The organism is Pseudonocardia parietis, from assembly GCF_017876315.1.
GTDB lineage: Bacteria > Actinomycetota > Actinomycetes > Mycobacteriales > Pseudonocardiaceae > Pseudonocardia > Pseudonocardia parietis.
The window spans coordinates 5,545,404-5,568,941 of the sequence record NZ_JAGINU010000001.1; the positions used below are offsets into that span (position 1 = coordinate 5,545,404).

The window sequence follows — 23,538 nt, forward strand, 5'->3', positions numbered from 1 at the left end:
GGTGGGCGGGCGGGTTCGGGTTCGGGTTGGCCCGTCAGATGTCGCCGGCGGGCACTCGTGGGTCGAGGCCGGCGGCCCGGACGAGCTCAGCGGTCACCGGGTGAACGGGACGGGACAGGACCTCGGCGGTGGGCCCGTCCTCGACGACGCGGCCGGCATCGAGGACGACCAGCCGGGAGCACAGCGAGCCGACGACGTCGAGGTCGTGCGCGACCAGCAGCAGCCCGGCCCCGGTCGCGGTGCAGGCCTCGTCCAGCAGGTGGACGACCTGGTCACGCAGCGCCGGGTCGAGCCCGCCGACGGGTTCGTCGGCGAGCAGCAGGCGCGGCCGGACCACCAGCGCGCGGGCGAGCGCGGCGCGTTGCGCCTGACCACCGGACAGCTCGCCGGGGCGGCGATCGGCCAGCTCACCCGTCAGACCGACCCGGTCGAGCGCGGCCCGGACCGCGTCGGCGTGGTCGCCCGGGACGCCGAGCCGGCGCAGCGGTTCGGCCACGAGTGCGCGGATCGTCATCCGCGGGTTCAGCGAGCCCGCGGGATCCTGCGGGATGTACTGCACGGCGCGGCGGAACCATCGCCGGTCCCGGGCGCGGCCACCGCTGATCTCCCGGCCGTCGACCGTGACCGTGCCCCGGTCCGGGCGGTCGAGTCCCAGCAGGATGCGCAGCAACGAGGACTTGCCGGCGCCCGACGGCCCGGCGAGACCGACCCGCTCGCCGCACCCCAGGTCGAGCTCGACGCCCCGCAGCGCCCGGATCGGCTCACCGGCCCGCCGCCACGGCCGCCACGGCCGCGGGTCCGGGTGCACCCGGTGCAGGTCGCACGCCCGCAGCAGCGGTTCCCGCTCCGCCGGGTCGTCCGGGGGCCGGACCGCTGCTCTCGCGTGGCGTGTCTCCCGGGCCGGCGGCGCGCTCCTCGAGCGTCCCTCGGCGAGGTGCACCGACCGCGAGCACAGCTCCTGGGCCGCCGGCACGTCGTGGCTGATGAACAGCAGCGCCGTCGACGAGTCCGTGAGCCGCGCCGCCAGGACGTCCAGGACCCGGCGCCGGTTGACCGGATCGAGCGCGCTGGTCGGCTCGTCGGCGATCAGCAGGTCCGGACGGCCGGCCAGCGCCATCGCCAGCTGCACCCGCTGACGCTGCCCGCCGGACAGCTCGCCGGGCAGCGCGGCCAGCACGTGCCCGGGATCGGCCAGCCCGGTGGCCGACAGCTCCCCCGCGAGATCCACGCCGGAGGGATCGAGCCCGGCGGCACGGACCGCGGCCCGCAGCTGCACACCGACCGGCACCAGGGGGTTCAGCGCCACCCGCGAGTCCTGACCCACGGCCGTGATCCGCACCCGCCGCGACCGGCGGGCGGCCGGGACGGCCAGGACGTCCTCTCCCGCCAGCTCGACGCCGCCGCGCCCGGCTGCGACGGCGGGGAGGCGTCCCAGCACCGCGGCCGCCGTCAGTGACTTCCCGGCTCCCGACGCCCCCAGCAGCGCGACCCGTTCGCCGCGCCGCACCTCCAGGTCCACAGCACGGAGCACGTCTCGTGTGCCGATCGAGACGGTGAGATCGCGGACCGAGAGCAGCGGTTCCCCGGCTACGATCTCACGGGCGTCGGACAGCATCGTCGAAACGATAACGGACACAGTTGTCGTTTATGGTGATCGTGACGGACGCCGCAGCGCCTGATCGGCCCGCTCCCGGCCGGGACCTCAGCGCACGTAGCAGTGCTCCACCTCGATGCCCAGCGCCCGGGGCGGGGCGGCCGGGGCGGCGCCGAGCAGCTGCCGCAGCCCGGGCCCGAGCCGGGTGGTCATGAACGCCTCGGCGTGTTCGCGGGAGTCCCAGATCGCCACCAGGCAGAGCTTGCCGTCCACCATCCCGGCGTACCGGGCCGCGAGGCCGTCGGGCTCGGCGAGGATGTCACTCATCAGCTTGTCGAGGTTCTCGATGCTGCCGGCCGGTGAGTCGTCGACCACGGTCACATAGGTCATGTCGTCCTCCTCGGTTCGCGGCCGCGCCGGCCGCCCTGCGGGACGCTAGGGAGATCCGGCCCGCCGGGCATGGGCCGGATCGCTCATCGTCGTACTCATCCAGGCCGCGATCTGGCTGCGCGAGGTGAACCCGAGCTTGGTGAGGATGTGCGCGATGTGGTTGCCCGCCGTGCGCTCGGAGATCACCAGGCGGGCGGCGATCTGACGGTTGGTGAGCCCCTCGGCGACCAGCGCTGCCACCTCCACCTCCCGCGGCGACAGCCCCTCCCGGCCGGGTCCGAGGCGGCGGAGCAGCTCCGCGCTCGGCTCACGGAGGACGGTCATCCCGAGTGCGTGGATCAGCCCGTCACCGGCGACGGCGAGCTCCCGGGCCCGGGCCCGGTCACCGGGGTGCGAGCGCGCGGCGAGCGCCGTGGCGAGATGGTGGGTGGCCTCGGCGAGGAACCCCGGGGCGCCGGCCCGGTCGCACCGTCGCACCGCGGTCTCCAGATCGGCGACGGCGTCGTCGAGACGGCCCTGGGCGAGCGCGCCGATCCCGAGCGTGAGCTCGGCCGGCCCGCTGTAGCTGACACCGCTGCCGACGATGTGCTCCCCGCGGAACGGCTCCAGGGTCTCCAGCGCCGCGGCGAGCTCGTCCGGCCTGCCGAGCCCGGTCGCGACGAGCACCGCCAGCACCGAGCCCGTCGCGGTGAAGAACACCGGCCACGACCACGCCGGGGGCGGACCCGCCTGCCGGAACTGCGCGTCGGCCTCGTCCGCGCACCCCGCGCGGAGCAGCAGGTAGGCGCGCGACACCCGGCCCATCGTCCGGAACCGGGGTGGCGGCTCGACCCACGTGCGGGCCATCGCCAGGGCCTCGTCCGAGGTCCCGACATGCCGGGCCAGCACCCAGTGGGTGCCCAGGAGCATGCCGGTCGCGGACGCCGGCTCGATCAGCCGCATCCGCTCGTACCCGCGGGCCGCCGCTGCCCGCGCGTCGTCGAAACGGCCCCTGGCCTGCGCGATGCAGGCCCGGACCCGATCACCGTGCCACGCGCTCGCCGGTCCCCCGACCCGCTCCACCGCTACCGTCAGCGGTGCCAACTCGTCCCCGGCGGCGGTCAGCTCACCGCTCTCCACCAGCGCGTCGATCCGCCAGAGCCTGCCCCACATCGCGGTGCGCGCGTCGCCGGTTCGCTCGGCGAGCACCAGCATCTCGCCGGCCAGCGCCAAGCGCGTCCCCTGGCCCGCCGGGCCCGGGCAGGCGTCGTGCCGGGCACGCAGCGAGGCCACCAGCGCCGGGGCGTCGGTACCCGCCCGGGCCAGCGTCAGCGCCGCCTCGCTGGTCGCCCGGGTCAGATCGTGCTCACCGGCGTAGAACGCGAGATGGCTGCGCAGGGCCAGCAGCCGTGCCCGGAGCACGTCCTCGGTGACCGCGGCCAGTGCCTGTTCGCACAGCTCGGTGAGGACCACCGCGATCGCCGGGTCGGGCACCGGCTCCAGAACGAGCGCGGCCTGCGCGAGCAGCTCCGGCCGCCCCGCGGCCCGGGCGTGGCCGGCCGCCGCCACCGCTCCCGCCAGGGCCGTGTCGAGGTCTCCGGCGAGGAAGGCGGCGCGGCCGAGGGCGAGGTGCGCGCGGCACGCCTGCGCGTCGCCGGGCCACGGGACCGCGACATCGAGCGCCGCCCGGTACAACCGCACCCCCTCCTCGAACGCGAGTCGCCGCACCGCCTCCGCGCCGGCGCGCAGCGCCCATTCGCGGGCCTGCACCGCACCCCCGTAGGGCGCGAGCGCGAGGTGGTGGCGGGCCAGCTCGCCGAGATGGTCGTCGATGTCACCGGCCCAGTGCGTCGCCAGCGCCGAGGCGGCGGCCCGGTGCAGGGCGACCCGCTCCGCGGTCGGGATCGACGTGCGGACGGCGTCCCGGACCAGCGCGTGGGCGAAGCGCAGCTCACCGCTGCCGACCTGTGCGAGCAGTCCGGAGGCGACGGCCGCGTCCGCCGTGCCGAGGAGCCGCGGCACCGGAGCGTCGAGCATGCTCGCGACCACCGCGAGCGGGAACTGCCGGCCGATCACCGCACCCGCACGGACGAGCCGCCGGGTCCCGGCGCCGAGCCGTTGCACCCGGGCGCCGATCGCGTCCCGCACGCTCCCCGGCGCGTGGCCGGGCGACCACGTCCCCTCCGCCACCGCTCGTGCCACCTCCCGGACGAAGAACGGGTTGCCGCCGGTCACCTCGTGCACCTGAGCGGCGTCGGCACCGCCGGCGCCGCCGGCGCCGCCGGCGCCGAGGGTGTCGAGCTGCCGCGCCACGTCGCCCGGGCTCAGGCCCGCCAAGCGCAACGACTCCGCGCCCGGCGCCCGGCCCACGTCGGCCAGCACCCCACCGAGCACGTCGGAGGGCCCGGCCACCCGCACCGTCGCCAGCACCAGCAACGCCGAGTCCGCCGCCCGTTCCGCGACGTGGCGCAGCACCAGCAGCGACGCCTCGTCGGCCCACTGCACGTCGTCCAGGACGATCACCAGCGGACGTCGTGCCGACGCGCCCAGTACCGCCCCCGCCACCGCGTCGACGACCCGGAACCGGTCCTGGGGCGACCGGACGTCGCCGGGCGGCGGACCGGCGAGATCCAGCGCGCGCAACACCTCGTGCCACGGCCAGAACGGCGGCGCGCCCTCGGTCTCGGCACACCGACCCCACACGACGGGACCGTCGGCGAGCGCGGCGACCTCCTGCCCGAGCCGCGTCTTGCCGATCCCGGCCTCCCCCGTGACCAGCACGACCCGGCCCCGTCGCGCGCCGGCGTCGGCCAGCCAGGTGCGGAGGGCGTCCAGCTCACGGTGCCGGCCGAGCAGCGTGCCGGCCGACGTCGGGCGACCCGGCATGACGGCTACGGGAAGGGCACCCCGTCGGGCGCGCAGACCGTGCCCGGCGGTGGGGTGGCCAGGTCGACGAGGTAGCGCGTGCGCGCCTGCTCGAGGCACGCGCTCGGGTCCTGGTAGCTCGGGTGGCCGTAACCGTCCATGGTGAGCAGGACCGCGTTCCCGAGCCGCTGCTCGACGGCCCGGGCGTTGCCGTAGCCGGTGGCCGGGTCGTACCGGGCGTTGACCAGCAGGATCGGGTTCTCGGTCGTGGCGTCCCACGGGCCGGTGTAGCGGTCGGTGCTCTGGGCGGGCCAGCCCGACGCGCACGGCGCCCAGAGCCACCAGCCCAGTACCGGCCCCCAGAGCATGCTCGAGCCGCTCAGGTCGTCGATCACCGCCGGCCAGTCGGCCACCGGCCGCTGCGCGGGACCGTCGAGGCAGGAGATCGCCGACGACGTGGTGGACGCGGCGAAGGCCTCGGGGGTGCTCATCTGCCGGGCCGCGGTCTCCAGGGCCGAGGCGTCACCGTTGGCCGCCGCCTCGAGATCCGCGGCGAACTGCGGCCAGGTCTCCGGCAGCCGCAGCGGGGTGAACGTGCTGAGCAGCAGGTCGCCGTGGCTGAGCTCGCCGGGCGGGTCCGCGTCCGGTGCCGGGATCGGTGCCCGCTGCGCCTCGGCGAACACCCGCGCGGCGCGCTGGTCGACGGGTTCGTCGTGCCCGGCCAGCGCGCACCGGGCCGGGCCGGCGGCCGCGCAGAGCTCGAGGAACTTGCCGAAGACCTCGTCGGCGTAGGCGACGTCGTTGGCGGTCCGTTCCTCGGCACCCGCGGTGGTCCGGACCGGGTCGATGATGCCGTCGAGCATCATCGCCCGCACCCGGTCGGGGAACATGCTCGCGTAGGTCTGGCCGATCATCGTTCCGTAGGACAGGCCGACGTAGGTGAGCTTCTCGTCCCCGACGGCCTGGCGCAGTACGTCGAGATCGCGGGCGGTGTCCGCGGTCGAGATGTGCGGCAGGAGGTTCCCGCTCACCTCGCCGCACCGGCGCGCCAGCTCGACCGTCCGGCGTTCGTAGGCCTGCGACTGCTCCGTCGTCGAGGGGATGGACACGCCGTCCCAGAACTGCGCCCGCTCCTGCTCCGTGGGGAAGCACTCGACCGGCGAGCTGGCGTTCGTGCCCCGCGGATCCCAGCCGATCACGTCGAACCGGCCGCCGCCCCACACGTCGAAGCCGTCGGCCCCGTCCCGCACCACCTGCACGCCGCTCTGACCGGGCCCGCCCGGGTTGAGGAACATCGACCCGATCCGCTCCTGCGGCCGGCTCGCGAGATGGCGCAGGACGGCCAGGTCGATGCGCTCACCATCCGGGCGGTTCCAGTCCAGCGGGACCGAGAGGGTGCCGCACTCCAACCCGGCCGCCGGGGGATCGCAGCTCGTCCACGCGATCCCGGGCGCGGGCGCGGATGCCGCCGCCTGCTGCGGTCCGACCGCACAGGACGCCGACAGCATCACACACAGGACGGCGACGACCGCACGCTCGATCACCCGGTGTCCGGCCATCGCGAACCACCCCGTCCGGTGGAGAGAGGACGCGGACCGTACAGCACCGCGGGCGCACCGGACCGGGATCGTCCGTCGAGTTACGACGGTCGGCGGCATGCGCGCCGCGCGATTTCGTCAGAGTGGGGTAGAGCGGTTGACGGCTGTGCCCGTCGTCCGCGTCGCCGCGCTCAGCGGAGCGGGTCGAAGCTGCGCAGCACGTCACCGGTCTCGCCGCGGAGGATCTGCCCGGCGAGCAGCCGCCCGGTCAGCGGGCCCAGCGCGATGCCCCACATCCCGTGTCCACCTGCGACGTAGACGCCCTGGGTCCGGGTGCGCCCCACCAGCGGAAGACCGTCGGTGGTGCAGGGGCGCGAGCCCACCCACTCGTCGCGACGCGCGGCGAAGTCCACCCCGGTGAACATCTGTCCGGCCGCTTCGACGATCGCATCGATCCGGCGGGGGTCGAGCCGGTCGTCGGGGTCGCGGAACTCCATCATCCCGGCCACGCGCAGCCCGTCCGACGACCCGCCGAGCGGCGTGCACGCCACCCGCTGGGTGGGCAGGTAGATCGGGTTGCGCGGCGGCGAGTCGGGCTGCACGGTGAAGCTGTAGCCCCGGCCGGCCTGGACCAGCCGCCGCACGCCGTGCCTGCGGGCGAGCCGGCCCAGCCAGGCGCCGTTGGCCACGACGACCGCGTCGGCCTCGATCGGGTCGCCGTCGGTGAACCGCACCCGGGGCCTGGTGCCGTCCCGGCCCTCGATCTCCGCGACCTCGCGACCGGTGACGATCTCGCCGCCCGCCGCCTTCACCGCATCCGCGAGCGCGTGCACGAACCGACCGGGGTTGATGAAGCGCTGCCCCTCGATGCTGATCCCGCAGCGAGCGCCGGGCCCGAGCGCGGGTTCGAGCTCGTGCACGGCCGCGTCGTCGAGGAGCGAGTAGTCGGTCCGCCCGCCGTCCTCGTTGACCCGGCGGAACTCCTCGAGCAACGCCTCGCGGTCCGTCTCGTTCGCGAAGGCGGCGAGGAACGGGGTGGCCCGGGAGATGCGCTCGTCGACCGCCTCCCCCGTCGCCTCGGTCAGCTCGTCGTAGGCGTCGAGCGCGTGGGCGTTCGCGGCGATGAACACCTGCAGCGCCCTGCGCCACCGCCGATCGGTGCAGTGCCGGGCGAAGCCGGCCAGGAAGCCCAGCAGCCGCGGATCGGCGCGGGGCGGGACGTAGACCGGCGACTTCGGGCTCAGCAGGGCCCGGATGCCGGTCGCGAGGATCGCGGGTTCGGGCAGCGGGAGGGTCAGGGCGGGGGCGAGCCAGCCCGCGTTGCCCCAGGACGATCCGGCCGCGACATCCCGCCGCTCCACGACGGTCACCTCCGCCCCGCCGCGCTGCAGGTGCCAGGCGGTGGAGAGGCCGACGATGCCGGCGCCCACGACGACTATCCGCTGCTCAGCCATACAGCGAGTGTGTCCCGGGCACGCCGCGCGCGGTGTGGTGCTTCGGCCACGCGGCGGGCCGCCGGGTTGTGAGATCCCACAACCTCAGTCGGATCGCCGGGCGGCCAGATGGACCGTCAGCGCGAGCCGGGTGGCCGGCGCGTCCGGATCGACCCCGCACGCCTCGCGGGCCCGGCGCAGCCGGTTCCGGATGGTGTTGGGGTGCACGCGGAGTGCCTCGGCCGCCCGGGCCACGTTCCCCGCGGAGGTGAGGTAGGCGTCGACCGCATCGACCAGCCCGGCGTGGTGCTCGACGTCGTAGCGCTCCAGCGCCACCAGCGGGCTCGCCTCGGCGTGCGCCGTCAGGAATCCGCGCACCCGGTCGACGAGCATGTCGGCGAAGACCTCGCGCAGCTCGGCCACCCGGGGCCCGGTGTCGCGGCCGAGCAAAACCTCGACGATGCTCTCGGCGGTCGCCGCCGACCGTGGCAGCTCCAGCGCCGGCACCGACTCCCCGATGCCGGCGACGACCTCCGCCCGTCCGGAGACGCGCTCCAGGAAGTCGGCGACGATCCGTCGCCCCGAGGATGCGGCGAGGAGCGCGAACAGCGTGTCGTCACGCATCGCGCACACCGAGCGGGGCGCCACGGCGTCCAGGTGCAGCGCCAGGGCGCCCGCCACCCGCTCGAGGCTCCGGCCGCGTACCGCGACCGCCACGAGCCGATCGGGCAACCCCGACTCGGCCGCCTCCCGGACCGCGACCTCCCCGCCGGTCAGCAGGCGCGCGAGCTGCTCGGTCCGCGCCCGGCCTGCGTCGTCCGCGGCGCGGCGCACGGCCCGCAGATGGCGTGCGACGACCGGTCCGGCCGCGCGCAACGCGGCCTCCTGAGCCGCCGACGGGGCGCCCCCGGTCGCCGCCCAGATCGATCCGAGCAGCTCGCCCTCGTCCCGGACGGCGATCACCGCACGCGGACTCATCTGCAGCTCGGACAGTTCGGCGACGACGACGTCGTCGGACGTGCGGAGCCGGTCGAACACCCCGGCACGGTCCAGCGCCCGCCGGACGTCCGGCGGCACCTGACGGTTGAGGATCGTCTCCACCCGCGTCCGGTCGACGCCGGCGTGGTTGCCCCCGTAGGCGACGACGACGGTGTCCGGGTCCTCGATCGTGATCGGACAGCCGATCAGCCCGGCGAGGTCGTTCGCCAGCCCGAACAGATCGGCGTCACCGGACACGGCACCCCCCTGTACGGCACACCCCGTACGTCCCGGACCCTAGGCCGCCGCCACCGGGCGGACCACGTCGACCCCGGCGGGCCCGCCGGTGGTCATCTGTCGAAGTCGACGCCGACGGTCGGGCTGGTCGGGCGGGACTGGCAGGTCAGGACGGCCCCGGCCCGGACCTCGTCCGCCGACAGCGCGTAGTTCTGCTGCATGTCCACGGTGCCGTCGACGACGACGGCGCGGCAGGTCCCGCAGATCCCACCGGCGCAGAGATACGGCACGTCGACCCCGCCGTCGAGCGCGGCCTCCAGAATGGACGCGGTCCCCGCGGTACGGACCTCGGTCCGCTCACCGCGCCGGGTGAGGGTGACGATGGCGGGCACGACGTCGGCGAGGGCGGCGTCGTCGAGCTGCTGGTCGGGGGCGACGAACAGCTCGCGACGGACCTGCCCGGCCGGGACGGCGTGCTCGCCGAGAACCGTCTCCGCGACGTCGAGCATCGCCGGCGGCCCGCACAGGAACCACTCGGCATCCTGCAGGCGGGGCTCGCCGAGGTGCTCCCGGAGCCGCTCGGCGTCGAGCCGGCCGTACCGGATTTCCTCGTGCTCGGTGGCCGTCGCGGCAGCGTCGGAGGTGGCCCGGGAGTGGTAGTGGACGACCGTCAGGCGGCCCTCGAACCGGCGGGTGAGCATGGCCAGCTCGTCGGCGAACATCGTCGACCCCGCGTCGCGGTTGGCGTAGAGCAGCGTCGCCCGGCTACCGGGCTCGGCGTCGAGGGCGCTGGCGAGGATGGAGATCACCGGGGTGATCCCGCTGCCGGCGGCGACGGCGGCGATGTGCCGGCGGGCACCGGGGTCGGGAGTGAGCGTGAACTGCCCGCTCGGGGGCGTGACCACCAGCTCGTCACCAGGTGCGAGGGTGGTGCCGGCGTAGGTCGAGAAGCGACCGCCCTCGGTGAGGCGGACCGCGACCCGCAGCACGCCGGAACCGGCGGTGGTGCAGATCGAGTAGTTCCGGCGGACGGTCTCACCGTCGATCTCGGCGGCCACGACCACGTTCTGCCCGGGCGCGAACCGGAAGGTCTCGCGCAGGTCGTCCGGCACGTCGAAGGTGATCGAGACCGAGTCGGGGGTGAGCCGGCGGATCTCGGCGACACGCAACCGGTGCGGCCGGTGGGACAGGCCGGCGTCACGGGCGTGGTCGGCGGTGATCCGGCGCCAGGCGCGGTACTCGGCGGGCGAGAGCTCGGTGCCCCACGCCGTCGCGATCGGGACGTCGCGGTCGAGGAAGTCGGACTCGGTGCGCCGCCACACCTGGACGTAGCGGTAGAACGGGATGGTCGGGTGGATGTGATGCACCAGGTGGTAGTTCTGGTAGAGCATCAGCGGGTTCATCAACTACTCCCAGCCGACCCGGATCCGGGTGGCCCGGAACCGGTTCGACTTCGCGGTGGCATCGAGCTCGTGATGCGGCAGCCAGTCGAACCACCACGCGAGGACGACGAGGCCGATGCGCTGCGGGATCACGTAGATCACCAGCAGCTCCCAGCCGTGACCGCCGACCACCAGCGCCGTGAACGCGGCCACGACGGCGAGGATCACACCGACCTGCTCGAGCACCTCCGCCCGGGGGCGGCGGGGCATCAGCGGGATGTAGAAGCGGAAGTACCACAGGTCCTGGGTCATCCACCGCAGCGGCAGCTGCCACGGCGGGCCGGCCTCGGACCAGGCATCCGGATCGGTGTAGTAGTCCTCATTGGTGTTGCGGTGGTGCTCGATGTGGACGAAGCGGAACGTCGGGAACGCCGCCCACACGGCGACGAACAGGACCGAGAGCCGGCCGAGGACCTCGTTGACCCACCGGAGCCTGCCCGCGGCGAGGTGGGCCGCCTCGTGCAGCACCGTGAACATCAGGAAGGTCACCGCGGCGTGCACCGGGATCGTCAGCAGCAGCCACCACGGACCCAGGTCGGCGAGCACCAGCCAGGTCGCTCCGCCCCAGATCACCAGGGACACCACGAACAGCGCGAGGGTCGGCGACGCGACCGTCGGCATCGGCACCCGGGGATGGGGAACGCCCCGCCGGATCGCTCGGGACTCCGCCTCGCTGAGCACTCGCCGCTCGTCGGCGGACTCCGCTGTCGTCGTCATCGACGCCTCCAGAAAACATTGGACCGGATGCGACCGCCATGGTTGACAAATGAGCCTCGATTGTCAACGACGGCGACGTGTGCGGCCTTCCTGTAACCTCGTGGCGTGCCGCCCGGGTCGTTCCGTCAGGACATGCGTGCGCTGCTGCGCGACCGGGTGCTCGACGCCGCCCGGGAGATCACGACCGCGCGGGGCTGGTCGGCGCTGACGATGGGCGCCGTCGCGTCCCGGGTCGGGGTCAGCCGCCAGCACCTCTACAAGGAGATCGGCACCAAGGAGACTCTCGGCGCCGCCCTGGTCAGCCGGGAGACCGAGCGCTTCCTGGACGGCATCGTCGCGCAGGTCCGCGCGCATCCCGCCGACCCGGTCGCGGGCCTCGTCGCGGCGGTCGGCCACGCACTCGACGAAGGCTCCACCAACACGTTGCTCAAGGCGATCCTGACCGCCGACGACGCCCGCGGCGAGAGCCTGCTCCCCCTGCTCACGGCGCGCCCGGACGCCGTGCTCGGCTGGGCCACCGAGCGGGTCGCGGCGGTCATGACCTCGCTGTACACCGGTTACGCGCGCTCACCCGCCGAGCTCGGCACGTGTGCCGACGGGATCGTGCGTCTGGTCCTCAGCCATCTCACCCAGCCCTCGGGCCCACCCGAGCCGGCGATCACGCAGGTCCGGTGGCTCATCGGTGGGGTCCTCGACCCGTCGCGCCACACGGGCTCCGGCGGTCCGCCGGCCGAACAGGAGCAGTAGTCCGGGCCGGCGCCCTACCCCGAACCACGCGAGGGCAGCCGGTGAATCACTGCGCGGCGTGCGTCACGGCGTGCCCCGAAGACTGGTGACTCACCCGTTCAGGTGCTAATACATACGACAATCATGTTCATCAGAAGCGTTCTCGGGCTGACCGCAGCACTCGTGGTGTCCACCGTCCTCGCGATCGGGCTGGGCCCGGCCCCCGTTCCCCCTGCGGACACGCTGCGCTACCTCGGTGCGGCCCTGACCGGCGGCACGATCCGGCTCGACGAGCTGCCGACCTACGAGATCGTCTGGCAGCTGCGCACGCCGCGTGTGCTGCTCGCCGCCGTCGTCGGGGCCGGGCTGTCCGCCGTCGGGGCCGGTGTGCAGGCGTTGGTGCGCAATCCCCTCGCCGATCCGTTCGTCCTCGGCATCTCCTCGGGCGCCGCGGTCGGGGCGGTGACGGTGATGGTGACCGGAGTGCTGGCGTTCGCGGGCATCTACGCGCTCTCGGTGGGGGCCTTCGCCGGAGCGCTGATCGCCGCGGGGGCGGTACACCTCGCCGCCCGGCGGCGCGGGCCCGGCGGGACGAGCCCGCTGCGGCTGGTGCTGACCGGCGTCGCGATGGCGTACGCGTTCCAGGCCGCGATGGCACTGCTGATCTACCTGGTCCCGCAGGGCGAGGCGACGGCCACCGTGCTGTTCTGGACGCTCGGGGGGTTCGGCGGCGCCACCTGGGGATCGCTGCCGTTGGTCGCGGTGGTGGTACTGGCCGGGATCGTGCTGCTGCGTCTGCGCGCACGAGACATGGACGTGCTGGCCCTCGGCGACGAGACCGCGGCGAGCTCCGGGGTGGACACCGCCCGGCTGCGTCGCGACCTGTTCGTGCTGACCTCGGTGATGACCGGCGCGACGGTGGCGGTCAGCGGGGCGATCGGGTTCGTCGGGCTGATCGTGCCCCACCTGGTGCGGATGGTCACCGGCGCCGTGCACGCCCGGGTCCTGGTGCTGGCCCCGCTCGTCGGAGCCGTACTCGCCGTCTGGGTCGACCTGCTCTCGCGCACCGTCGTCGCCCCGCGGGAGCTGCCGCTGGGTGTGGTGACCGCGCTGGTCGGCGTCCCGGTGTTCGTGGTGTTGCTGCGTCGTCGCGGCTACGTCTTCGGAGGTGTGTAGATGACCCGCCTCGAGCTCGCCGGGATCACCGTCGCGGCCGGCGGCCGGGAGATCGTCCGGGAGCTGTCGCTCGACATCGCGTCCGGCTCGGTGGTCGGCCTGGTCGGCCCGAACGGCAGCGGGAAGTCCACCGCACTGCGCTGCGTCTACCGCACGCTGCGCCCGCTGCGCGGCACGGTGCTGCTCGACGGCGACGACCTCACCGCCGCCACGCTGCGGACCGGTGCCCGCAGGCTCGCAGCGATGACCCAGGACCACTCGTCGGATCTGGACTTCACCGTCGACGAGCTGGTGGCGCTCGGCCGCGCGCCGCACCTGTCCGGCCACCGCGGCCCGGGCGGCGACGACGCGCGGATCTGCCGGGAGGCGATGGAGCGGGTCGGTGTCGCCCATCTCGCCGGGCGCGGGGTGCTGACGCTGTCCGGCGGCGAGCGCCAGCGGGTACTCGCTGCCCGCGCGCTCGCCCAGACCCCCGAGGTGCTGGTGCTCGACGAGCCCACCAACCACCTCGACATCGCCCACCAGCTCGGTCTGCTCGCGGTGCTGCGCGACGCCGGCACGACGGTGCTGGTGGTGCTGCACGACCTCAATCTCGCGGCGACGGTGTGCGACCGGATCGGCGTGCTGCACGAGGGCCGCCTGGTCGCCGCGGGACCGCCCGCCGACGTCCTCACGACCGCACTGGTCGCCGACGTGTTCGGCGTGCACGCCGACGTCGTCACCCATCCCGTCACCGGCGGGACCCGGCTGCTCTACGCGCTGCCGGGCGCTCCGGTAATCCCGTCCTGATCCTCCGACCTCCCGGGAGACCGTCGTGCGCACCACCCGAGCCGTGCCGTTGCTGCTCGCCACCCTGCTCGCCGCCACCGCCACCGCCTGCGGCGCGCAGGTGGAGCAGTCCACGGCCGAGACCGTCACCGTCGCCCGCTGCGGCGAGCAGGTGCCCTACCGCGCGCCGGAGCACGCCGTGGCCTACGAGGGCGGCAGCGCCGACAAGCTGTTCGCCCTCGGCCTCGCCGACCGGGTACGCGGCTACGTGATGCCACCGGCGAACCCGCCGGTGACCGAGTCACCGTGGGCCGCCGACTACGCCCGCGTCGAGAAGCTCTCCGAGGACCTGCTCAACCGCGAGCTCGTGGTCGACGCCGGTGCCGATCTCGTCGTCGCAGGCTGGCGGTCGGGCTTCTCCGACGAGCGCGGCATCACCCCCGAGCTGCTCGACCGGCTGGGCGTCCAGAGCTTCATGCACACCGAGACCTGCTGGAACTATCCCGGTTTCCCGCAGCGGGTCACCCCGCTGGAAGGCCTCTACGAGGACATGCGCCGGCTCGGCGCGATCTTCCGGGTGCCCGACCGCGCCGAGGAGGTGGTCGCCGGGATGCAGGCCCGGGTGGCCGCGGTGCGGGACGCCGCGCCGCGGACGGCCTCGCCGCCGTCGGTGTTCCTCTACGACTCGGGGACCGACCGGCCGAACAGCGCCGCCAACCAGGTGCCGCCGAACGACATCATCCGGCTGGCCGGCGGCCGGAACATCCTCGACGACGTCGACGGGCGCTGGACCGACGTCGGCTGGGAGACCGTCGTCGAGCGCCGGCCGGAGATCATCATGATCCTCGACTACGGTGACCGGTCCGCCGAGCAGAAGATCGACTTCTTGACCTCGCTGCCGCAGCTGCGCAGCGTCCCCGCGATCGCGAACCGGAACTTCTTCGTGCTCGACTACAACGAGGGCATCAGCGGCCCCCGCAACATCGACGGCCTGGAGCGCTTCGGCGCGTACATCCGGGAGTTCCGCCGGTGAGTGCGGCCCGGACCGTCCTGCGTGATCCCGGGTTCCTGCGGCTCTGGACGGGCACGACCGCGTCCGGCCTCGCGACCTGGGCGCTGCCGTTCGTACTCGGCCTCGGCGTCGTGCAGGGCACGCTGCCGGCGGTCGAGCTCGGGCTGGCCCTCGGGGTCCGGACGGCGGGCTTCCTCGCCGCGATGCCGGCCGGTGGGGTGCTCGCCGACCGCTACCCGCGCCGGGCGACGGTCGGCTGGTCCGGTGCGGTGGCCGCAGCCGGTTCGGCCGGTACGGCGATCGCCCTGACCGACGCCGGCGGGCTCGTGCTGCTGCTCGCCGGCTGCGCGATGGCCGGGATCGGCCAGGGTGCGTGCCGGCCGGCGTTCCAGGCGCTGGTCGCCGAGATCGTCGTCGACGACGGGCGGCGCCAGGAGGCCAACGCAGCGGTGACGTTCGCGGTGCGCGGCACCACGCTGTTCGCTCCCGTGCTGACCGCACTGGCCGCCACCGTGGTGCCGGTCTCCGGGATCTGCTGGGGCATCGCGGGACTGTGGGCTCTCGTCGCTGTCGCTGTCGCCGTCGTCGGGACCGGAGCCGGGGCCGGGGCCCACCGACCGGTCGCGACGGAGGCCCGTCCCGGATTCGTCGCCGAGTTCGTCGAGGGCCTCGCCGAAGCCCGCCGGCACCCGTGGTTCCTCGCCGGGCTCGGCGCGCTGACCGCCGTCATCGCCACCGGCTACTCCGCGACCGGGGTGGCTCTGCCGCTGGTCAGCAGCGAGACCTACGGCGGCTCGACGGTGCTGGCCGCCGCGCTCACCGGCTACACGGCCGGAGCATTGGCAGGCGCGGTGATCGTCGCCCGGTGGCGCCCGGTGGCCCGCGGCCGGGTCGCGCTCGCCGGGCTCGCGCTCTACGCGGTCGCGCCGCTGTCACTGCTGACCCCGCTGCCGGTGTGGGTCGTGGTCGGTGCCTACGTGGTGTGCGGTGTCGGGATCGAGCTGTTCAACGTCCCGTGGTTCACCGCGGTGCAGCGGGAGGTCGACCCGGCGAAGCTGGCCCGGGTCTCCTCGCTGGACTTCCTGCTCTCCTACGGACTCGCCCCGCTCGGCCTCGCCCTGATCGCCCCGGCGATCGAGGTGTTCGGGTTGCAGCCGGTACTGCTGGTGTGCGCGGCGGTGTGCCTGGCCGGCCCGGCTCTCGCGGCGCTCGCTCCGGGAGCGCGGCGGTTCACGGCGTCGACCCCACCTCGACGGGAGTCGTGACGGCCGCGCCCGGGCGGAGGGTGAGCGGCACGAGCGCGTGCACCTCGGAGCGGAGGTCGTCGAGCGCCTCGCGTTCCTGCCCGCACACGTAGCGCAGCAGGGCCTGCTGGAAGACGCCGTCGAACATGCCGTAGACGGCGTGGGAGGTCAGTGCCAGGTCGGTCCCGGCCAGTTCGGCGAAGCGGGTGACGACCCGCCAGACCATGTCCTCGAGGGTGTGGTCGATCTGCTGGACCGCCTCGCGCAGGGTCTCCTCGAACATGCTCTGCGCACGCAGGTCGTACCAGAGCCGGTGCATCGGCGCCTCGTCGACGATCGTCTCGCACAGCTTGTCGGCGAACGCCGACACCAGGCCGTCCGCCGTCGTCGCGCCGGCGACGACGCCGTCGTAGCGGGTGACGCACACGGCCTTGTACTGCCGGACGCCGTAGACGATGAGCTCGAGCTTGTCGCTGAAGTAGTAGTGGACGACCCCGTGGCTGAACGGCGAGTTGTTCGCGATCTCGCGCAGCGACGAGCGGGCGTAGCCGAGCTCGCCGAGAGTGCGCAGCGCCGAGTCCGCGAGGGCACGCCGGCGCTCGTCATGTTTGTCGATCGGGTTGGCCCGCGCCATGCCACATCCCTTCCTCCGCCGGCAGCCAGACCTCACCGTAACCCATTCTCGTGACAGTCGGTCACGGAATCCTTGACACCTGTCCAGGAAAATCTTGACAGTCGGTCAGGGACCCGCAATGGTGTGCCGACCATCACCGCCGATGAAGGAGTGCCAGTGACTCAGATCGACCTGACCGGACGCACCGCGCTCATCACCGGGGGCGCGCAGGGGCTCGGTGAAGGGATGGCCCGCGCGCTGGCCGACGCGGGCGCACGGGTCGTCGTCGCGGACATCCAGGACGATCTCGGGGCCAAGCTCGCCGAGACGCTCGGTGAGCAGCACGGATTCGTCCACCTCGACGTCACCGACGACGCGTCGTGGGAGGCCGCCGTCGCCTCCACCGTCGAGCGGTTCGGCGGCCTGGACGTCGTCGTCAACAACGCCGGGCTCGAGGTCACGCAGCTGCTGGCCGACACCGAGCCCGACGACGTGCGCGGGATGCTGGACGTGAACGTGGTGGGCACCATGCTGGGTATCAAGCACGCCTTCCGGACCATGCGCCCGGGCGGGGCGGCCGGGCAGGGCGGGACGGTCATCAACGTCGCTTCCGTCGCCGCGACCATCGCCTTCCCGGCGATCGGCGGGTACTCGGCCACCAAGTCGGCCATCGACCGGCTCACCCGGGTCGCGGCGATGGAGTCGGGCAAGCTCGGCTACGGCGTCCGGGTCAACTGCCTCTACCCCGGGCTGATCCCGACGGCGATGGGCCAGAAGCTCGCGGTGGAGACCGCAGGCCTCGGCCTGTTCGAGAGCCCGGAGGCCGCCGTCGGCGCCGTGGTGGAGCTGACCCCGTCCGGCCGGCTCGGCGAGGTCTCCGACATCGCGGACGCGGTGGCCTTCCTCGCCTCCGACGCATCCCGCTTCGTCAACGGCGCCGGGCTACCCGTCGACGGCGGAATGGGAATGTGATGCGCCTGACCGACTACCTCGACAAGGGGGCCTCGCTGGACCCCGGCGCGCCGAGCCTGGTCTGTGCCGGTGAGGTGGCGACCTACGCCGAGGTGCAGGACCTCGGCGGCCGGGTCGCCTCCGCGCTGGCCGCGAACGGCGTCGAACCGGGTGACCGGGTCGCGATCCTCTCGGCGAACGACCCGACGGCGTTCACCTGCGTCTTCGGGATCAGCCGGGCCGGCGCCGTGTGGTGCCCGATCAACCCGCGGAACGAGGCGGCGGAGAACCGCGAGCTGCTCGAGCTGTTCGGCTGCTCGGTCCTGATCTTTCAGGCGTCGTTCGCTCCGCTGGTGGACGCGATCCACACCGCGCTGCCGCAGCTGCGGACCCTGGTCTGTCTCGATGCCGACGTGCCCTGGGCCACCGGGTGGGAGGCCTTCCTCGCCACCGGGACCGAGCCGGTCGACCGGCACTGCCCGGACGACGTCGCCATGGTCGTCGGCACCGGCGGCACCACCGGCCGTCCCAAGGGCGTGGTGCTGACCGGGACGAACATCGAGACGATGACGGCGACCACGCTCATGAGCTACCCGTGGCCGTCGGACGGCGGGCGGCCGGTCTATCTCGCGCTGGCCCCGCTCACCCACGCCGCCGGGGTCCTGTGCTTCCCGGTGCTGTGCCGCGGCGGCTCGATCGTGGTCATGCGGGCGCCCGACGTCGGCGGCTTCCTGGACCACGTCGAGCAGCACCGGGTCACCCACACGTTCCTGCCGCCGACGCTCATCTACATGGTGCTCGACCACCCGTCGCTCGACGGGCGCGACCTGTCGTCGCTGCAGTGCTTCTGGTACGGCGCCGCACCGATGTCGGTGACCCGGCTGGAGGAGGCGCTCACCCGGATCGGGCCGGTGATGGCGCAGCTCTTCGGGCAGACCGAGGCACCCATGATGATCTCGACGATGGCCCCGTCCGACCACTTCGGTCCCGACGGGTCCATCGCCCGCGGGCGGCTCTCCTCGGCCGGGAGACCCTCGCCGCTGGTGCGGCTCGCCATCATGGCCGACGACGGCCGGCTGCTCGGCCGCGGCGAGCGCGGGGAGATCGTCGTGCGTGGCTCCCTGGTCATGCGCGGCTACCTCGACAACGAGGCGGCCACCGCGGAGGTCTCCGCGCACGGGTGGCACCACACCGGCGACATCGGCTACCTCGATGACGACGGCTTCCTCTTCATCGTCGACCGGGCGAAGGACATGATCATCACCGGTGGGTTCAACGTCTACTCCTCCGAGGTGGAGCAGGCGTTGATGGCGCACCCCGCCGTCGCCGACTGCGCCGTGGTCGGCCTGCCCGACGACAAGTGGGGCGAGCGGCTGACGGCCGTCGTCCAGCTCCGTCGGGGCAGCGAGCTCGATCCGGCCGAGCTGACCTCGTTCGTCAAGGCCCGCATCGGCAGCGTGAAGACGCCCAAGCAGGTCGCGGTCTGGGCGGACCTTCCGCGATCGAAGATCGGCAAGGTCCTCAAGACCGAGATCCGGGAACAGCTCCTGGACGTTCCGGTCTGACCCAACCTTCGTACTCATCAGACACCGGGCGGCGCGACCGCTCGTCGACACGGCTGGGAGGCCGCGTACATGAAGCTTTCCCTCTACCTTCCGAACTTCCGGGACAAGGTGACCGTCTCCGAGCTCGAGGACCTCACCGCGCTCGCCGAGGACCTCGACTTCGACTCGGTCTGGACGCTCGACCGGATCGTCGTCCCGGAGGCGTCGGACCGCGGGGAGCTGCAGTACTCGTTCGGCATGATCCCCGAGATGCCCAAGGGGCTCCCGGTGTCCTCGCGGGGCCAGTGGCTCCAGGGGATGCCGCTGATCCCGTGGCTGGCGGCGAAGACGTCGAAGGTCCGGATCGGCATGAGCATCATCGACACGCCGTTCCGCGCGCCCGGTGTCCTGGCCGCCGAGATGGCCACCATCGACCACCTGTCCGGGGGCCGGCTCAACGTCGGCGTCGGGGCCGGGTGGATGCCCGAGGAGTTCGCGGCCTCGAGTGCCTCGCACATCTTCCCCAAGCGCAACAAGCACGTGCGCGAGACGATCGAGATCATGCAGGGCATCTGGACCAACGATGTCTTCGAGTACCACGGCGAGTTCGCCGACTTCGACCGGTGCGGGTTCGGCGCGAAGCCCGTGCAGCAGCCCGGCCCGCCGATCTTCTTCAGCGGCCTGAAGGACCCGAAGCGGGCGGCGACCCGCATCAGCCGCTACAACCTCGCCGGCTGGATCGGCATCCAGGACTCCCCCGAGGACATCGCCCGGTGGCGCGGTGAGATCGGGCGCGAGCTCGGCGAGATCGGCAGCGACCGCACGGTCGACGACCTCGAGATCAGCAGCATGCTCTGGACCGTGATCACCGACCAGGAGGTCGACCAGTCGCCGCAGGGCAAGCTCACCAACCTCCTGGTGGGCACCGCGGAGCAGATCACCGACCGGCTGAAGGCCTACAAGGAGGCCGGCATGACGATGCCGATGTTCTGGCCGCCGTTCCAGGACGTGCCGGTCGCGAAGACGCTCGACGACCTCAAGCGCCTCAAGGAGGAGATCCTGCCGAAGGTCGAGGCCGCGTAGTCGCGTCCTCCGATCCACGCGGGTTCGGCCGTGGCCGGGATGGCCACGGCCGAACCCGCACGTGTGGATGACCGTGATTCCGACGGAGTGAAGGTGCTCCCCGGTGCTCGACGGGCCGTCCCGATGCCTCCCGGCGGTGTAATCGAGGCGCTACGTTCGGCGAGTACCGGCAAGGGCGTCGGGAGGAGCGGGCCGTGGCCGAGGACCAGGTCGATGCCTTGACCGTGGCCGAGCAGGCGGCGCGGCTGAACGACCTCGCCGTCCACCGGAGTGCGCAGGGTCAGCGGGACGAAGCCCTGGCAGCAGCGGAGGAAGCCGCAAGGCTGTACCACGCACTCACCGAGCGCTTCCCGGTGCTGTTCGGCACCGACGCCGAGCGCGCCGACGCGCTGGCCACCGCCCTGCGCGAGGACCGGCCCGGGGTCTCGTCGCTGGCGCCCACTCCGGCCGGGTCCGGGCCCACCGGCCCCGGCGCCTCTACGCTCGGCACCGTACGCATACCGGACGAACCCGGAGCCGGAGCGACGCCCGGGCCGGAACCGCCGGCACGTCCGGCCCCCGCAGCAGGTCGTCCCTGCCGGTCACGGCGGCGCACCGTGCTGTCCGCCGCGCTGATGGCGGCGGCGATGACCGTCCTGATCGGGACCGTGGGATCCGCAGACCAGGCGCTGCCGCAGGTACGCACGCCGGCACCGGTGCGGGAAGATCCGCCGCCTGCCCCCGTCCCGCCGCCTGTCCCTGTCCTGTCGTGGACCGCCACCGCCCGCCCCGACGTCGCCCCGACAGGCGTCACGCTGCGTTCCACACCCTCCACCGCCGGAGACCCGGTCGGGCGGCTACCCGCCGGCGCCGACGCCCCGATCCAGTGCGGCGAGATCGGCCGCACGACCTCCACCGAGACCGGCGAGAGCAGCTCCAGCTGGCTACGCACCACCGCCGGGGGCTACCTCTCCGCAGTCAACGTCGAGGTCCGTGGGCCCGACCCCGTGCGGAACTGCACACCCGGACAGCCCCCGGTGCCTCTCCCCCACCACCGGTGACCGCGCAGGGCCGTCGTCGCCCCGGCCTGCCGTTCCGGTGAACGTCGGTGGCGAGGTCCGTACCGGCGGAGCAGAGTGGGAACATGAACACCGCGCCCAAAACTCTCCAGAGCCTGGCCGGTGACATCGGCCTGATGCAGCGCGAGTCGGGGATGGCGATGGCCACCATCACCAGCCTCGACGCCGACGAACTCGGCAAGCCGACCGGGTGCGAGGGATGGACCCGGGCGCACGTGATCGCCCACCTGGCCCGCGACGCGGATGCCATGACGAACCTGGCCACCTGGGCCGTCACCGGCCAGGAGACTCCGGGATACGAGTCGCGGGAGCAGCGGGACGCCGACATCGAGGCGACCGCGACGCTGCCCGCCACCGAACTGGTCGCCGCCCTGGAGCAGGCCAACGCCCGCCTGCTGACGGCGTTCGAGTCGCTGCGGAACGGGGTGCAGGCGGAGACACTGCCGACCTTGTTCTCCGGCGAGATCAACGCGTTCTCGCTGCCGGCCCGGCGCACCACCGAGGTGATCGTCCACCACAACGACCTCGACACCACCTGGGAGTGGCACGAAGCCGACCCCGACGCGATCCTGAACGCGATCGATACCTGCGTGCACCGGCTGCAGGTCAGCCCCGACAGTCCCGGCCTGCAGATCGTCGCCCGCGAGGGCGAGGAGTGGACCGTCGGTGACGGTTCGTTCAGGATCGAGGGCTACTACGAGACGCTGCTGCCGTTTCTGGCGCGTGAGCAGGTGGAAGAAGGTCTGCGGTACGAGGGTGAGTTGCCGAAACTGCCGCCGTGGTGAGGCCTGATTTCGACGAGGTGTTGCCGCGACACCGGCTCAGCACGGCGAAGTGGGAGATGGAGATCGCCCGTACCGGCGATCCCGGAATACTGTGTTTCGGCACCGCCGACATGGACTTCCGATCACCTCCCGCCGTGCGGCGCGCCATTCGCGACGTCGCGGACACCGGCCATTTCGGCTACCCGTTCACACCGCAGTCGTACTACGACGCGATCGTGCAGCACTACGCGCGGCGCGGCTGGACCGTCCCGGAGGAATGGCTCAGCTCGCACGTCGGGATATACGCCTCGATGCAACCGCTCATCGAGATCCTCACCCGCCCCGGCGACGGGGTGGTGTTCCAGAGTCCGGCTCACCACATCTTCGAGGAGCTGATCCGGGCCAACGGCCGCGTTCCCCGGATCAACCCTCTCGCCGCAGCCGGTGACACCTACACCATGGACCTCGACCACCTCGCGTCCGTGGTCGACGATCGGACCCGACTGCTCCTGCTGTGCAATCCGCACAATCCCGTCGGACGGGTCTGGACGCACAGCGAACTACTCGCACTGCACGAGTTCTGCGCGTCGCGCGACATCCGCATCCTCGCCGACGAGGTCTACTACGGACTCCTCTATCCCGGCGTGTCGTTCACCCCGATGGCTTCCATCTCGCATTCGGCGTCGATGAACACCGTGACCGTCACCTCGGCCAGCAAGTCGTTCAACCTGACCGGGCTCACACATTCGCTCGTCATCTGCGAGAACCGCAAGATCCTGGACGCTTATCACGACGAACTGAAGAAGACCAACGTCTACTTCGGTGGTTCGATGATGGGAATCGTGGCGACCGAGGCCGCCCTGCGCCACGGCGACGACTGGCTCCGATCCCTGATGGCCTACGTCGGAGGCAATCTGGACCTGCTTCGTTCCTGGGCGGCCGAGCACGCACCGGGTGTGCGAGTGCATCGGCCCGAGGGCACCTACTTCGCCTGGCTCGACTGCGCAGCATGGGGACTCGACGACGAGGCCGTGGTCGAGTTCCTGGAGTCGGCCGCCCGGATCGTGGTCTCCCCCGGTCATCGTCTCGGCCCCGGCGGCACCGGGCACATCCGGCTGAACCTGGCATGCCCGCGGTCGACCCTCGTGGCCGGGCTCGAACGACTCGGCGCTGCTCTCGCCCACCGGTGAACGGGACTCGCCGAGCCACGAAAGCCTGCCTAGACTCGGTCCGCAAACGTTTTCGCAAGGAGTGACCATGTGTGCACAGTGCCGCGCCCCGAACGCACGTGAGGACTGGTTCGCAGCCGGCGCCCCGGACTCGCTCGCGGGACGCCGCCGGGCCCGCAGCGACCTTGCGCGCGCGGCCACGACACTTCTGGCGGGCCACGGACTGCGGGTCGACGCGCCGCCGGGGGCGATGGCAC

19 protein-coding genes and 1 pseudogene are annotated in these 23,538 nt (G+C 73.0%); 11 read left to right on the forward strand and 9 right to left on the reverse strand.

Annotated features, from left to right (window positions below; translation table 11 throughout):
- Positions 1-34 precede the first annotated feature (34 nt).
- The 8 genes and pseudogenes from JOF36_RS25990 to JOF36_RS26020 all read right to left on the reverse strand — a co-directional run.
- A complete protein-coding gene (locus tag JOF36_RS25990) occupies positions 35-1,615 on the reverse strand; it encodes an ABC transporter ATP-binding protein (protein ID WP_210031758.1) in 1,581 nt (526 codons plus the stop codon).
- A gap of 87 nt (positions 1,616-1,702) precedes the next feature.
- Complete coding sequence (locus JOF36_RS25995; protein ID WP_210031760.1) at positions 1,703-1,984, reverse strand: hypothetical protein; 282 nt, start codon at positions 1,982-1,984, stop codon at positions 1,703-1,705.
- 45 nt (positions 1,985-2,029) lie between these two features.
- Positions 2,030-4,849, reverse strand: coding sequence for an ATP-binding protein (locus JOF36_RS26000; RefSeq protein WP_210031762.1), 2,820 nt, complete (start codon positions 4,847-4,849; stop codon positions 2,030-2,032).
- Between the two features lie 5 nt (positions 4,850-4,854).
- Positions 4,855-6,387, reverse strand: a complete 1,533-nt coding sequence (locus JOF36_RS26005; RefSeq protein ID WP_210031764.1) for an alpha/beta fold hydrolase — start codon at positions 6,385-6,387, stop codon at positions 4,855-4,857.
- 170 nt (positions 6,388-6,557) lie between these two features.
- Positions 6,558-7,820: an NAD(P)/FAD-dependent oxidoreductase gene (locus tag JOF36_RS26010; protein WP_210031765.1), complete on the reverse strand. Its 1,263-nt coding sequence runs from the start codon at positions 7,818-7,820 to the stop codon at positions 6,558-6,560.
- An 84-nt stretch (positions 7,821-7,904) separates the two neighbouring features.
- Positions 7,905-9,035, reverse strand: coding sequence for a PucR family transcriptional regulator (locus JOF36_RS41065; RefSeq protein WP_210031767.1), 1,131 nt, complete (start codon positions 9,033-9,035; stop codon positions 7,905-7,907).
- Between the two features lie 92 nt (positions 9,036-9,127).
- Positions 9,128-9,523, reverse strand: a complete 396-nt coding sequence (locus JOF36_RS39425; RefSeq protein ID WP_245352606.1) for a 2Fe-2S iron-sulfur cluster-binding protein — start codon at positions 9,521-9,523, stop codon at positions 9,128-9,130.
- Positions 9,521-11,173: pseudogene (locus JOF36_RS26020) on the reverse strand (fatty acid desaturase); the annotation flags it as partial. The gene JOF36_RS39425 and the pseudogene JOF36_RS26020, both read right to left, overlap by 3 nt.
- Before the next feature lie 105 nt (positions 11,174-11,278).
- On the opposite strand from JOF36_RS26020, the gene JOF36_RS26025 reads away from it, so the two are divergent.
- The 5 genes from JOF36_RS26025 to JOF36_RS26045 all read left to right on the forward strand — a co-directional run bounded on the left by JOF36_RS26025 (position 11,279) and on the right by JOF36_RS26045 (position 16,120).
- Complete coding sequence (locus JOF36_RS26025; protein WP_210031769.1) at positions 11,279-11,920, forward strand: TetR/AcrR family transcriptional regulator; 642 nt, start codon at positions 11,279-11,281, stop codon at positions 11,918-11,920.
- A gap of 123 nt (positions 11,921-12,043) precedes the next feature.
- A complete protein-coding gene (locus tag JOF36_RS26030) occupies positions 12,044-13,075 on the forward strand; it encodes a FecCD family ABC transporter permease (RefSeq protein WP_210031771.1) in 1,032 nt (343 codons plus the stop codon).
- Positions 13,076-13,864: an ABC transporter ATP-binding protein gene (locus JOF36_RS26035; protein ID WP_210031773.1), complete on the forward strand. Its 789-nt coding sequence runs from the start codon at positions 13,076-13,078 to the stop codon at positions 13,862-13,864. It begins immediately after the preceding gene.
- Between the two features lie 25 nt (positions 13,865-13,889).
- Positions 13,890-14,876 carry an ABC transporter substrate-binding protein gene (locus JOF36_RS26040; protein WP_210031774.1) on the forward strand — a complete coding sequence of 329 codons (987 nt, stop codon included), beginning with the start codon at positions 13,890-13,892 and terminating at the stop codon, positions 14,874-14,876.
- Positions 14,873-16,120, forward strand: coding sequence for an MFS transporter (locus JOF36_RS26045; RefSeq protein ID WP_210031776.1), 1,248 nt, complete (start codon positions 14,873-14,875; stop codon positions 16,118-16,120). Before JOF36_RS26040 ends, JOF36_RS26045 begins: the two co-directional genes overlap by 4 nt.
- Here JOF36_RS26045 and JOF36_RS26050 read toward each other — a convergent pair.
- A complete protein-coding gene (locus JOF36_RS26050; RefSeq protein WP_210031778.1) occupies positions 16,086-16,733 on the reverse strand; it encodes a TetR/AcrR family transcriptional regulator in 648 nt (215 codons plus the stop codon). The genes JOF36_RS26045 and JOF36_RS26050 overlap by 35 nt on opposite strands.
- A gap of 156 nt (positions 16,734-16,889) precedes the next feature.
- Between JOF36_RS26050 and JOF36_RS26055 the strand changes: the two genes are divergently transcribed.
- The 6 genes from JOF36_RS26055 to JOF36_RS26080 all read left to right on the forward strand — a co-directional run bounded on the left by JOF36_RS26055 (position 16,890) and on the right by JOF36_RS26080 (position 23,302).
- Complete coding sequence (locus JOF36_RS26055) at positions 16,890-17,684, forward strand: SDR family NAD(P)-dependent oxidoreductase (protein WP_210031780.1); 795 nt, start codon at positions 16,890-16,892, stop codon at positions 17,682-17,684.
- Positions 17,684-19,228, forward strand: a complete 1,545-nt coding sequence (locus JOF36_RS26060; protein ID WP_210031783.1) for an acyl-CoA synthetase — start codon at positions 17,684-17,686, stop codon at positions 19,226-19,228. The genes JOF36_RS26055 and JOF36_RS26060 overlap by 1 nt, the downstream gene beginning before the upstream one ends.
- A 69-nt stretch (positions 19,229-19,297) precedes the next feature.
- Positions 19,298-20,290 carry an LLM class flavin-dependent oxidoreductase gene (locus tag JOF36_RS26065; RefSeq protein WP_210031785.1) on the forward strand — a complete coding sequence of 331 codons (993 nt, stop codon included), beginning with the start codon at positions 19,298-19,300 and terminating at the stop codon, positions 20,288-20,290.
- Positions 20,291-20,484: 194 nt separating this feature from the next.
- On the forward strand, positions 20,485-21,330 hold the full coding sequence (locus JOF36_RS26070; RefSeq protein WP_210031787.1) for a hypothetical protein: 846 nt from the start codon (positions 20,485-20,487) through the stop codon (positions 21,328-21,330).
- Between the two features lie 83 nt (positions 21,331-21,413).
- A complete protein-coding gene (locus tag JOF36_RS26075) occupies positions 21,414-22,133 on the forward strand; it encodes a maleylpyruvate isomerase family mycothiol-dependent enzyme (RefSeq protein ID WP_210031789.1) in 720 nt (239 codons plus the stop codon).
- On the forward strand, positions 22,127-23,302 hold the full coding sequence (locus JOF36_RS26080; RefSeq protein ID WP_210031791.1) for a MalY/PatB family protein: 1,176 nt from the start codon (positions 22,127-22,129) through the stop codon (positions 23,300-23,302). The genes JOF36_RS26075 and JOF36_RS26080 overlap by 7 nt, the downstream gene beginning before the upstream one ends.
- The last annotated feature ends 236 nt before the right edge of the window (positions 23,303-23,538 follow it).